This window comes from Acidovorax sp. PRC11 (genome assembly GCF_031844105.1).
Lineage (GTDB): Bacteria > Pseudomonadota > Gammaproteobacteria > Burkholderiales > Burkholderiaceae_C > Paracidovorax.
Map to the genome: position 1 here is coordinate 441,559 of NZ_JAUZUQ010000001.1, position 11,859 is coordinate 453,417.

The following is an 11,859-nucleotide window of genomic DNA, read 5'->3' on the forward strand; positions in this document are numbered from 1 at the left end:
CGGACCATGCGCAGAGTTTCCACCCTCGCCGCGCTCCTGCTGGGATACGCATTCGCGGCAGGCATTTCGCTCGCTCAGACCAGCCCGGCGTTCGGCCCGCTGTCCGCGACGCCCAGCCTGGACAGCTCAGGCGACATGCCCCTCGCGGACTACCTGGGCCTGCTCAAGCAGATCGCGCCCGCCGCGGAAAGCGGCGCGCGCACCTACCTCGGCGCCCTGCAGCTGCGCTGCGGCCGCATCCTGACCACGGCCGAGCTGCGGCAGGCCGTGTCCGAGGGCGAAGGCAATCCCGCCCTGATGGGACTGATCCGAGCCGCCCACCAGAAGGACACCGCCGCGCGAGACCGGCTCGTCGCCCAGCTTCCCTGTCCACGCGGAGGCACGCGATGAAAGCCCGCCTTGCGCTCGCGTTTGCCGTCCTGGCCGGCTCCGGCGCATCCACGCACGCCACCGACCTCGGCACGCTGGGCCCTACCTACGACATCGCCGAGCCCCACCTGCTGCAGATGATCGAGCAGCGCCTACGCGAAAAGGAGCGCTCCGGCGAGCTGGCCCGGATCGAGCAGGATGCGCGCGCCCGCGGCACAGAGGCGGTGCGCAGCCCAGCGCCTGTTGCGGGTGTGCAGACCACAGCGAAGCCCCGCACCTTCTACTTCGACCCGACCTATACGCTGGACCGCAACATCCTGGGTGCAAAGGGTGAATTGATGTTCGCCGCCGGCACCAAGGCCAATCCGCTGGATGTGGTGTCGCTGTCGCGGCACCTGCTGTTCTTCGATGCCCGCGACAGCCGCCAGGTCCGCCAGGCGCGCGAGCTGATGGCCCGCTACCAGGGCAAGGTCAAGCCGATCCTGACAGGCGGCTCCTACCTGGACCTGATGAAGTCCTGGCGCATCCCCGTCTACTACGACCAGCAGGGCCTGCTGACGCGCCGGCTCGGCATCTCGCAGGTGCCGGCCCTGGTCTCGCAGGAGGGCAAGCGGCTGCGCATCGACGAGATGGAGGTGCCGCGATGACCCCCACCTTGCCCGCACTCTTCCGCGCGCTGGCGACCGCGTTGCTGGCCGCGCTGCTCCTGGTCACTGGAACGGCGGCAGGCGCCGCGGGCGCGGCCACCTGCACCGGCAAGTTTCCGAATCCCATCACCCACATCTGCTGGAGCTGCATCCTGCCGCTGAGCATCGGCGGCGCGCGCATCGGCAATTTTGGCGACCAGGAGGATATCGACAACCCCTCGAGCCCGCTGTGCACCTGCGGCGTGAATCCCATCATCGGCCTGTCGATCGGATTCTGGGAGCCGGCGCGCCACGTCGAGGCTGTGCGCAAGCCTTTCTGCCTGACCTCGCTGGGCGGCATCGACCTCGATCCCGGCATCCCGGCGCCCGAGGCGGCGCGCTTCACCCGCCCCGAGGGCGATGGCGACGGCGGCAGCTTCTACCAGGCTCACTTCTACGTAAACCCGGTCCTCTACTACCTGGAGGTGGTGACCGACTTCCCGTGCCTGGAGAAAGGCTCGTTCGACCTAGCCTATCTCACCGAGGTCGATCCACTGTGGGCCGACGACGAACTCACCCTGATCATCAATCCGGACGCGGCGCTGTTCGCCAATCCGGTGGCGATCGCCGCGTGCGCCGCCGACTGCGTGGCCGCTTCGGTGGGCTTCGGGATCCGGGAGATGTTCTGGTGCGCGGGCTGCCAGGGCGGCCTGTATCCGATGAATGGCCATGTCCCGTACCACATGGGCGGCGTGCGCACGGCGGCCCTGATGGCCCAACGGCTCACGGCCAAGATGCACCGCGAGCTGATCGCCTGGGCCTGGCACGGACAGGCCGGCCTGTGCGGGCCGTACTTCGCGCCGGTCCTGGACAAGACCGCCTACAAGACCCAGCTCACCCACCCCATCCCGAACACCGCGAAGGAAGCCGGCAAGTGCTGCCAGCCCTTCGGGCGCACGACCGTGACCTGGGGCGCCGGGAAGGAGTACCCGGTGCGCGGCGAGGACTTCGCCTTCCTGCTCTTCAGAAAAAGGAACTGCTGTGTCGGCTACTGACCGCTCCCACCTCCCCACCCTTCTGCGGCGCGCGCTGACTTCGCTGCTGGCCGCTGGCGCGCTGCCAGCGGTCTGGGCCGCCGGCCCGACCATCACGGAGGCCGACATCGAGCGAGCGCGCCGCGCCCAGCCCACGGTCACCGAGCAGGACATCGAACAGGCGCGGCGCAAGCACAGCCTGCCGCCGATGGACATCCCGGAGACCACCGGCCCTACCATCGATGCCCTGCCGCAGCCCGTGACACGCACGCCGGTCGATCTGGAAGCGCTGGCGCGTGGCTATGCGTCGCAGACGGACGCGATGGAAGCCGCCCAAGGCTTGGCGAAGGGCCCCAGCCTGTTTGTCTTCGTCAGCCTCGCGATGCCCCGGCCCACGCTGCAGCGGCTGATCGACCAGGCTGCTCGCGCCCGTGCCTCGGTCATCCTGCGCGGCCTAACCAATGGCTCGCTGCGCCAGACCGTGGCCCAGGTACAGCCGCTCATCGGCCAACGCCAGGTCGCGGTGCAGATCGACCCACAGGCCTTCGACCGCTTCGCGATCGTGCGGGTGCCCAGCTTCGTACTGGTGCGCGACGGCACGCGGCCCGAGTCCTGCGCCGCCGGCAGCTGCGCGCCGCCGGAGGCCTTCCTGCGCACGGCCGGGGACGTGAGCCTGGACTATGCCCTCGAGCACATGCAGCGCGCCGCCCCAGCCTTCCGCGCCGACGCAGCCCCTTTCCTCGCACGGTTGCGGAACTAGGAATTCAGCATGCCTACCGCCCTTGCACTGCTGCTGCGCCGGATCGTCGTCGGCTTCACGCTGGCCAGCTTCCTCGCCACGCAAACGGCAGCCGTGGCCGGCCCCAATGAGGAAGGCACGGCCGCCGGACAGGCTGCCAACCCGGTGGTCCGGGGAACGATCACGACGCCCAGCGCTTCCTCCGTGGTACCGGGCTACACAACGGCTCCGCCCGAGCGCCTCTACTACGGCCAGCCCAATCTCTCGGGCCAGACCAGCGCGCAGTTCGCCGCCTGTGCCCTCACGCCTAACGACCCGGTGTGCCAAGCGCTGCTGGGCGCACGGGCTTCGGCCAACACGCCGCGGGAGCCGGTCTCGCCCTACGACCCAGCCGTACTGGGCGCCAGGCGCATCGCGGCCAATCCCTCAACGCAGCTGGAGGACATCGCGAGCTACTACAGCGGCTGCCAGGTCGATACCGTGGCCACGCCTGCGACGGAGACCCGCGTATGCCGGCAGTACAGCGGCGCCACGGCGCAATCCTGCGCGCGCACCCTGTCGGTGTCGATCTCGCGCACCAGCAGCTGCTCGCCAGGCGAGTGGTTCGCCCAGTCGGCTTCGGGAAGCATCGCCCTGGCTGTTCAGTGCAAGCCGGATCTTCCGGCGTCGGCCCAGCATTTCCGGGTCACGAGCAACGGCGTGCCGCTGGCCTTCTTCGATGTGGACATGAGCGCCGCGTATGTGTTCCCGCAGATGGTTGCGCAGGTGCCAGGTGGCAATTGGTGGGGCGGCGGTGCCAACGGCGTCTGGGTCGCCAACAACCGATGCAACGGCGACGACTGCCGCCTGACCGGCTTCATCGCGCAGCAGTACCGGCAGATCTGCACCGGCAGCGGCGGGGACTCGGGTGATATGACCTGCACCACCGAGCGGCCCTTCCTGGAGGTCTACGCCGCCTGCCCCGCCGGAACGCAAAGCGGCGACCACATCGCGTACACCACCGGTGGCGGCGGTGACAGCGGATCCAGCCAGACGACCTACCTGGACAAGGCAACCTGCTACGCGCCGACGCAGGGGCCCTCAGACTACCCCGGCTCCGACGACACGGGCGCGGTCTCGGGCAGCTACTGGACGGTGCAATCGAGCCGCCCCGTCGTTGGGTTCCAGTTGAACCCGGCCTACGGCCCTATCCCGCAAATGACGCTGGCCTATGAGCGGCCGCACACCACGGTCACGGAATCGGACCAGTGGGACGATCAATGTCCCAACCTCCAGGGCGACGGTCGCTGCTCGATTTCCGGAGCGGCGCGTTGCGTGGACGGACCGGCGACCCGGCAGATCGACGGCGCGCCGGTCACCCGCGCCTGCTGGCGCTACGAGACCGCCATGTCGTGCCAGTACGGCGCACCCACCGACGAGTGCGCGCCGCTGTCTGCCGCAGGCTGCACACCGGCGGGCACAAGCTGCCGGCAGACCAATCCCGCCACCGGCGCCTGCGAGATCACCGAGAACCGCTACACCTGCCCGGTGGCGCCGGGTTCGACCGTGACGGCCAGCAACTGCCCGGCCAACGTCTTCTGCATCGCGGGCAACTGCTTCAGCACGGCATACACGAACGATGCCGATTTTGCCCGCTCCATGTCCTTCCTGGAGGCCGGGCGCGAGGCCGGCGTCTACCTCGACACCGACAACCTGCAGGTCTTCAAGGGAGAGGCGAACAGTTGCCGCGACCGCCTGCTCAAGAACTGCTGCTACGCCGACTCGGCCGGCTCGGGCATGAGCAACCAGAGCGTCTATGGCGTCGGCTCACGGCTGGTTTACGACACGCTCATGAACGCCGGCAACCGCGAGTTCGTCTACCAGGGACTGTCGGCTCTGCTGACCGGCGGAGGGTTCTCCGGCAGCTTCACCAGCTATGGCGTCACCGTGGCGGTCAACGGCACGGCCCTACCGGCAGGATCCGCCGTCCTCTACTCTGGTGAGAGTGTGGTCATTGCCTTCGATCCGTGGAGCCTGGTGATCGCGGTGGTCATCTACATCGTGATGTCGATGATGTCCTGCAACGAGGATGAGGGAAAGCTCGCCATGAAGGAAGGCGCGAAGCTGTGCCACACGGTCGGCACCTACTGCTCGTCCTGCCTGCGGATCCTGGGCAAGTGCGTGTCGTGCATCGAGCACACGACCACGAAGTGCTGCTTCAACTCGGTGCTGGCCCGGATCATCAACGAGCAAGGCCGGCTGCAGGTGATGAAGTGGTGGGGCACGGCGGAGATGCCGGACTGCTCGGGCTTCACGATCGCCCAGCTGCAAGCGCTGGACTTCTCGCGCATGGACCTGACCGAGTTCTATGCCTCCATCGTGCCCAAGCTGCCCAACGTCGGCGCGATCCAGGGCGGCAACGCAGGCCGCGCGAGCAACTGCTACTACGGGGAAGGGAGATGCCAATGAACGTCCGCGCACGCATCGTCTGCGCCTCTGCGTCGGCAACCATGTGCCTGCTTGGCGCGGCGACACACGCCGAGCCGGTGCGCACACCGGTTCCCGATGCTCGCCCCGTCATGCTGGCCGCCCTGCAGTCCGCCGACGGCACGGCCCATGGTGTCTTGACCGGAGAACTCGCGGACGCCATCACCAAGCGCTTCGAGGCGACTTCGCCGATCTACATCGACGTCTCCACCGAGCGGCGCTACCGGGAGCCGGGCTGCAGCCGGCTGAAGATGCTCTTCTGGCAGGAAGGCGTGCGCCTGCCCGAGGCCAAGGCGCCGCGCAAGCAGACGATCGAGTTCGGCATCAACTACTGCGCCACGGGCCTTCCGCCCAAGTCGCTGCTCTGAGGGGATGGCCATGCACGCGCGTCTCCCTTTGATCCTGGCCGCTGCCGTGGTCTCTGCGGCCGCCATGGTGGTTGGCATGGCCTCTGCGCAGAGCGTTGCGCCGCCGGCGGCCATGGGCGACTCGCTGCGCCCCTACTGGTCCGACGGCTGGCGCGGCTGGCACTTCTACGAGGATCCGCCTCTGGAGGAGCCCGCGCCCGCTGCCCGGCCCGCGCCGGCCATCTCGTCCCGACCCTCTGCAGCGCCACGCCCGCCTGAGCTGGTGGAGTTCGAGCGCCTGCAGAAGACTCTTGAGGAACTGCGCAACATCGCGATCATGCGCCCCACCGAGGGCAATGTGCGGCGCTACATGGAGCTGGAGATGCAGGTGGTGAACCGGGCCTCCTACTTCGCGGACATGGCGCAACGCGTGGCCTGGGCCACGCCCGAGCTCGACCCGACCCTGCAAGGTCGTCCGGTCAATGCCCAGGCGTTGGAGGTCTTCGATCAGCAGCAGCGCGCAGGCCGCTCCACCTCCGTTGAATCGCTGGGCCGCGACCATGTGCTGTTCTTCTTCTACCGCAGCGACTGCTCCTACTGCCACGCCTTCGCACCAACCCTGCAGGCCTTCGAAGCCCGTCATGGCATTCAGGTGGTGGCCGTGAGCGTGGACGGAGGCCCGATGCCGGGCTTCCCCTGGGCGCGCCCCGACAACGGCATTGCCACTGCCTTGAAGGTGACCCAGGTGCCCGCGGTTTTCCTGGCCCAGCCCTATACCGGAAAGATCACCCCGATCGGCTTCGGCGTGCTGTCCGAATCGCAACTGCTCGAGCGGATCGCCACCGTCTCATCGCCCACCGGCGAGGCCATGCTGCCCGGCGCCACCCAGCGCCTGGCTCTTCCGTAGGAGGTCTTCATGCCCATCCGTTCCCGCACCGTTCCTGCGCGCAAGGCCACTGCCGCGGCCGTCGCCCTGTCGCTTCTGTGCACCACGATGCCCAGCCGCGCCGATCTCAACAGCGAAGTGAATGACATGTTCAACAATCTCGGCGCCATCGGTAACTACACGGCGCCGGGGGCGTTCCGCGGCCAGGCCTACAACACCTACACCGGCGGCAACCTGATGATGCGATCGCCGAACAAGGTGTACCAGCTCGCGGCCATCCAGTTCCCGAGCGCCAAGGCCGGCTGCGGCGGGATCGACGTGTTCGGCGGCAGCTTCAGCCACATCTCCGCGCAGGAGTTCAAGAACATGCTGCGCAACATCACGGCAGCCCTGCCGGGCATCGCGTTCCAACTCGCGCTCGAGGCGGTCTCGCCGCTCCTGGGTGGCCTGACCAAATGGGCCAAGGGCCTGGAGACCTGGATCAACAACGCCCGCATCAATTCCTGCGAAACCGCGAAAGCCATCGTCAGTACGGCGGCTGAAGCGGTCGGCTACAGCTCGCAGGAGACCTGCGCCGATCTCGCGATCGACATGGGTCTGGAAAGCGACCGGGACTCGGCGCGCAAGCGCTGCGGCACCGACCGGCCCAGCATCCTGTCGTCGGCGCGCGCGTCGGGAGATGCCAATGTGCGCAACAAGGCCCCTTTCGTCGGCAACCTGACCTGGAAGGCGCTCCAGTACACCGGTGCCTATCTGGACGACGCCGAACGCGAGCTGATCATGAGCATGGTCGGCACCATCATCTACTACCCGGAGGAGTCGAAGCGCGATCCGGACCCCATCGCCCCGACACTCACCTCCATCAGCCAGTTGCTCTACGGCCAGGCCGCGGGCTCCGGCACCGATGTCGTCCAGCATCTGCTGCGCTGCAACGACTACACGAACTGCGACGTTGTCTCGCTCAATACCAACTACAGCCACGTTCCGTTCACGGCGAAGGTGGAGACGATGATGCGCTCGATCGCGGACAAGATCGCCACGCGCACGCCGATTCCCAATAATTCGGCGGAGGTCGGCTTCGTGAACCAGACCACCGAACCGATCTACAAGATGCTCTCGGTGGGCACCAGCATCCCAGGTTCGGGCCTGGCCGACAGCCTGATCGGCCAGTACCGCGACGTGATCGCGGCGGACTATGCCTACGTCTTCCTTGAACGCAATCTGCGGCTGGGCATGGCGGCGCTGTCCAAGGACTACACCTTGCAGCAGACCCAGCGCGACCAGGCCAACCAGGTACGGCAGCGCGCGCAGGCCATGCTGCTGCAGATCTCGCAGGAGAAGAACCTGCTGTATCAGAAGGTCGGTTCGTTCCGGGCCGTGGCCAGTCACCTCGAAGAGCTCGAGCGGCAGTTGCGCACCAGCATGCCGCAGCATGTCATGGACATGCTGGGCCAGCAGGCGGCCTATCTGTCGCGCTGACACCGATGGAAGGGTCCGGCCATGTGGGAGATCTACGCTTATCAGAATGCCGACAGCCTGTTCGGCGTATTCAACGCGGCCGCGGCCATCCATGCCTCCAACGACTACGCCTCGGCCGTGGCAGCCGTCGCATTCTGCGGCTTTGTCGCGGCCCTGATCGCCTATGCCTTCGCGCCGGAGAAGCTGCAGGGCTGGAAGTGGCTGGGCTCGGTGGTGCTGGTCTTCGGCATCCTGATCGTGCCCAAGGTGACCGTGGGCGTGGTCGACAAGACCGGCGGCTCCGCGGTCAAGGTGGTGGACAACGTCCCGTTCGGCGTGGCACTGCTGGGTAGCCTCACCAGCACCATAGGCCATACGCTGACCGGGCTGTTCGAGACAGCCTTCCAGGTGATCCCGGGTGCCGGCTCGCTGCCGGCCGAGCTGTCCTATCAGCAGAACGGCCTGATGTTCGGCAACCGGCTGATCCGCGAGAGCGGCAATGTCGTGTTCCAGGACCCAGGCTTCCGCACCGACCTGGTCAACTTCATTCACAACTGCACGACATATGACCTGGTCGACGGCACGCTGGACCCGGCGGTGTTTTCTGCGTCGGACGATGTCTGGCCGCTGATGGGATCGCCCAATCCGGCGCGGTTCAGCACCTTGATTGGAACCGGTGGAGCCGTGGGCGTGGATACCTGCCCGAACGTGTACCTGAGCCTGAACGGCCGGTTGCCAGCGCAGCTGCAGCGCATCCAGGGGCGGCTGGCGTTCCAGCTCAACCCGACGCTGCCGGGCACGGCGGCCGCTGCCGCCATCGCGGGGCAGATCCAACAGGCCTATCTGAAGAACGGCATTGCCAATGCCTCGGCGACCACCGCCGACATCATCCGCCAGAACGCCATGCTCAATGCCTTGGAAGACACGGGCAAGATCGTGGGCCAGAAGGTCAATGATCCCGCCGCCATGGTGCTAGCCGTCGGCCGCGCCCAGGCCGTGGCCCAGATGAATGCCTCGTGGCTGAACTACGGCAAGGTGGCCGAGCAGGCGTTGCCGGTGTTCCGCAACGTGATCGAGGCGGTGACATATGCCCTCTTCCCACTGTTCGTGCTCTTGCTGCTGCTGACCAGCGGCCGAGAGACAATGCTGGCCTTCAAGGGCTATGCCGCCATCCTGATCTGGATCCAGCTGTGGCCTCCGCTCTATGCCATCCTGAACTACATGGCCTCGATCTATGCCGCCTACGACCTGGCGGCCGTCGCCGATCTTGGCACCGGGGGCAAGGCCCTGGCCCTGCAGACCGCCTCGGTGATCTACTCCCGGGCGCTGTCGGGCGAGGCCATCGTCGGGTATCTGGCCATCAGCATCCCCTTCATCGCCTGGGCCGCGCTCAAGCGCATGGAGAACTTCGGTACAGCCCTGGTTGGCGGTCTGTCAGGCCTGCAGGCCATGCTCTCGGGCTCGACGGCGGCGTCCACGGTGGGCAATACCTCGCTGGGCAACGTGTCGATGGACCAGATGCAGCTCGCGCCCAACCGGACCTCGGCGTTCATGGGCAGTTGGCAGAACGACCTGAGCGGCAACACCTTCACCGGCAACGCGCTGACGGGACGTACAGCCGTGAGCCTGCTACGCAACCAGGGCTTTGCGTCGCGGGTGGTGTCGATGCGGGTGTCCGAGCAGGATGTGCAGGATGCCAGTCGTCAGGTCGATGCGGCGCGCGGGGAAGCTGTCGCGGCCAGCAGGGAGCGCTCGACGGTGCTTGCGGAGGCGTTCACCAAGGGTGTCGCCAAGCTGCATTCGTCGCGCAACAGCACCGGCACCACATCGAGCGGCTTCGAGCAGTTCGGCGAGACGGTCAACCGGCTGGACCAGATCAGCAAAAGTGTGGCGGACACGACGGGGCTCACGCAATCTCAGGTGGCACGCATTGCCATGGGTGCATCCGGTCACGTGGGAATCAATACCCCCCTTGCGGGACTAGGCGCAAACGCGTCTGGCGACAAGAGCTATTTATCGGGGCTATCTGCCGCTGAACAAAAGGTGCTGACCTCCATGAACAGCGAGCAACTGGCCGAGTTCAAGCAGTTTGGCGACCGGGTGTCTCGGGACAGAAGCTTCATCAGCATGGTCGCCAGCGATAGCCGTGAAGCCCAGGACCTGTCCGCCCGGCTGGCATCGACCACCGCGCGGACCGAGCGGGCTGACGCCAGCCTGAACGAGCGTAGCGCCTTCGCAGAGCGGGTCTCGACGGCCTATGAGCGAGGAGAGACTATCTCGATCGATATCGCCCAGGATCCCCACAACCTCGCGATGTTCACCCGCTACGCCGAGCAGTATGGTGGCAACAGCGCGTCGGCGCGCGTGCTGATGGAAGCGGAGCTGGCCAGGCAGTCGCTGCAGCCCAACCGGGTGTTCTCGGACGGCACTGCAGTGCCGTCCGCCTTTGGGGACCTGTCCGTCCAGCACCTGCAGAATTCCAGCAGCCCTGCCCTTGCGCCGGATCTTGGAGGCCAGCACCGCGCCAACCAAGGCAGCGTGCGCAGCTCTGGCGGTGGGCCCAGGGCTGCGTCGCCGGGCGAGTCCCCGTCGGCCATGCGCAGCGAGGTCCAGGCAGAAGGCCAGCGTATCCGTGCAAGCTCCTCCGCGGATCAGGCCACCTTCGAGCGCAAAGCGCAGATCACCAAAACGCCGGATGGGACCCTGGCTTCGGAGCGGTCCCTGATGCTGCAAACTGGCAAGCAGGTGAAGGAGGATGCCGCCCCCATCGTTGAGGACGCCAAGCAAGCTGTCAAAGATGCGCTGAAGAAATAGACCCGTTAGAGGCTCTTGTCTGCGTCGTGCATGCGATTGCCGTACTCAGAGTGCGGCGGCTTCATGAACGGCGGATGTCCTTCGTCCCGCCAGTAGTTCGCCGCCAGGTCTCGACCGGAGGTACCCATTCCGGGGATCGGATTGAGTTCCTCCTCCGTCGGAGCTCGGCGAAGCAAACGCTGCCGCTTCCCAACTTGCGATAGCGCTCCTCCGATTGCCCCCCCGAACAGCATCCCCAAGACCATCATGACAACGCGTACCCCCCAGTCTTCGTGGCGCGCAGGCAGGTAGCCGAGACCTGCGCCCAGCACTAGGATGAAGAGGAAGATGGCTTTTCGCATAGAACCTCCTTGCGATACGAGACACCTTACTGATCGACAGCCAGAAATCAAGGCGATCGGCGCATCCGCCACCGAGCTTCAAGCTCCTGTAACGCGCTGAAGCTATATCAGATTGGCTACGAGCTGTTCCAGTGTGAGGCGTTCTCGCGGAAATTGCGCTCGCACCGCGCTAGGCTCGGCGATACCCAGTAGCAGTCCAACTTGCACTTCGTCCGCCCCTCTCGCATACAGCTTTGCCGCAACAGTATGGCGCGCTCGAAGCGCCGTCATATTCTTGAGCTCGGCATAGCAGAAGATCTTGCGATAGGCTTCCAGGATGCTGCGGCATTGAAACTGCCTCTGACCGTTCGCTTCGTACGGCGTGATTTCAAAACCCCGTCCACTGGAAGACAAGAACAGTCGAGTGGTTGGATCGAGCCCTCTATATGCCCTATCGTCACCAAGTCCGAGTTTTCGGAGAACGCGCTCGGCGAGATAGCTGCTCAGAACCTCATCTAGCCTAGAGCTGCGAAAGAACAATGGCCGCGACCGGCCATTGATCGCGACCTCTGGTCGAAACTCGGACGAGTGGCGCACGCCCCCAGTGGGGTCAAGGTAGTCTCGGATCTCCAGACGCGCGATCTCCAACGGTCGAGCCCCAGTGGCCAAGAGGAGAAAGTACAGCCCCAGATCTTCATGAGGCTGATGACTACGGCCGCGGATGCGTTGAGCACCTTCAGCGATCTCCTCTTCACTGAGGACGTGAGTGTTATGACTTGGCATAGGCTTCCCCCTCTGTC

Annotated in this window: 11 protein-coding genes; 9 read left to right on the forward strand and 2 right to left on the reverse strand. The window is 66.1% G+C overall.

The window, feature by feature from the left end; translation table 11 throughout:
• Window positions 1–6 precede the first annotated feature (6 nt).
• From Q9R47_RS02045 to Q9R47_RS02085, 9 genes are read left to right on the forward strand one after another with little or no spacing between them, the layout of a single operon-like run.
• Window positions 7–390 carry a hypothetical protein gene (locus Q9R47_RS02045; protein ID WP_311231525.1) on the forward strand — a complete coding sequence of 128 codons (384 nt, stop codon included), beginning with the start codon at window positions 7–9 and terminating at the stop codon, window positions 388–390.
• The gene (gene traW, locus Q9R47_RS02050) at window positions 387–1,016 is read left to right on the forward strand and encodes a type-F conjugative transfer system protein TraW (RefSeq protein ID WP_311231526.1); all 630 of its coding nucleotides are present in this window, start codon (window positions 387–389) and stop codon (window positions 1,014–1,016) included. Before Q9R47_RS02045 ends, traW begins: the two co-directional genes overlap by 4 nt.
• Window positions 1,013–2,050, forward strand: coding sequence for a TraU family protein (locus tag Q9R47_RS02055; protein ID WP_311231527.1), 1,038 nt, complete (start codon window positions 1,013–1,015; stop codon window positions 2,048–2,050). Before traW ends, Q9R47_RS02055 begins: the two co-directional genes overlap by 4 nt.
• Entirely contained in the window at window positions 2,037–2,789 is a 753-nt protein-coding gene (trbC, locus tag Q9R47_RS02060; protein WP_311231528.1) for a type-F conjugative transfer system pilin assembly protein TrbC, read from the forward strand. The genes Q9R47_RS02055 and trbC overlap by 14 nt, the downstream gene beginning before the upstream one ends.
• 9 nt (window positions 2,790–2,798) lie before the next feature.
• Entirely contained in the window at window positions 2,799–5,216 is a 2,418-nt protein-coding gene (gene traN / locus Q9R47_RS02065; RefSeq protein WP_311231529.1) for a type-F conjugative transfer system mating-pair stabilization protein TraN, read from the forward strand.
• Window positions 5,213–5,602, forward strand: coding sequence for a hypothetical protein (locus tag Q9R47_RS02070; RefSeq protein WP_311231530.1), 390 nt, complete (start codon window positions 5,213–5,215; stop codon window positions 5,600–5,602). The genes traN and Q9R47_RS02070 overlap by 4 nt, the downstream gene beginning before the upstream one ends.
• Before the next feature lie 10 nt (window positions 5,603–5,612).
• Window positions 5,613–6,488 (forward strand): conjugal transfer protein TraF, encoded by an 876-nt coding sequence (gene traF, locus Q9R47_RS02075; protein WP_311231531.1) that lies wholly within the window; start codon window positions 5,613–5,615, stop codon window positions 6,486–6,488.
• A 9-nt stretch (window positions 6,489–6,497) separates the two neighbouring features.
• Window positions 6,498–7,946: a conjugal transfer protein TraH gene (locus tag Q9R47_RS02080; RefSeq protein WP_311231532.1), complete on the forward strand. Its 1,449-nt coding sequence runs from the start codon at window positions 6,498–6,500 to the stop codon at window positions 7,944–7,946.
• A gap of 21 nt (window positions 7,947–7,967) precedes the next feature.
• On the forward strand, window positions 7,968–10,739 hold the full coding sequence (locus Q9R47_RS02085) for a conjugal transfer protein TraG N-terminal domain-containing protein (RefSeq protein ID WP_311231533.1): 2,772 nt from the start codon (window positions 7,968–7,970) through the stop codon (window positions 10,737–10,739).
• Between the two features lie 5 nt (window positions 10,740–10,744).
• On the opposite strand, the gene Q9R47_RS02090 is transcribed toward Q9R47_RS02085, so the two are convergent.
• Together Q9R47_RS02090 and Q9R47_RS02095 are read right to left on the reverse strand one after the other, a co-directional pair.
• Complete coding sequence (locus Q9R47_RS02090; RefSeq protein WP_311231534.1) at window positions 10,745–11,080, reverse strand: hypothetical protein; 336 nt, start codon at window positions 11,078–11,080, stop codon at window positions 10,745–10,747.
• Between the two features lie 102 nt (window positions 11,081–11,182).
• Window positions 11,183–11,859: site-specific integrase (locus tag Q9R47_RS02095; protein ID WP_311231535.1), on the reverse strand; the 677-nt coding region annotated here is incomplete at its 5' end.

Coding starts and splice junctions, on each gene's coding strand:
- Q9R47_RS02045 (WP_311231525.1), top strand. CDS start 7: ATGCGCAGAGTTTCCACCCTCGCCGCGCTCCTGCTGGGATACGCATTC.
- traW (WP_311231526.1), top strand. CDS start 387: ATGAAAGCCCGCCTTGCGCTCGCGTTTGCCGTCCTGGCCGGCTCCGGC.
- Q9R47_RS02055 (WP_311231527.1), top strand. CDS start 1,013: ATGACCCCCACCTTGCCCGCACTCTTCCGCGCGCTGGCGACCGCGTTG.
- traN (WP_311231529.1), top strand. CDS start 2,799: ATGCCTACCGCCCTTGCACTGCTGCTGCGCCGGATCGTCGTCGGCTTC.
- Q9R47_RS02070 (WP_311231530.1), top strand. CDS start 5,213: ATGAACGTCCGCGCACGCATCGTCTGCGCCTCTGCGTCGGCAACCATG.
- traF (WP_311231531.1), top strand. CDS start 5,613: ATGCACGCGCGTCTCCCTTTGATCCTGGCCGCTGCCGTGGTCTCTGCG.
- Q9R47_RS02080 (WP_311231532.1), top strand. CDS start 6,498: ATGCCCATCCGTTCCCGCACCGTTCCTGCGCGCAAGGCCACTGCCGCG.
- Q9R47_RS02085 (WP_311231533.1), top strand. CDS start 7,968: ATGTGGGAGATCTACGCTTATCAGAATGCCGACAGCCTGTTCGGCGTA.
- Q9R47_RS02090 (WP_311231534.1), bottom strand. CDS start 11,080: ATGCGAAAAGCCATCTTCCTCTTCATCCTAGTGCTGGGCGCAGGTCTC.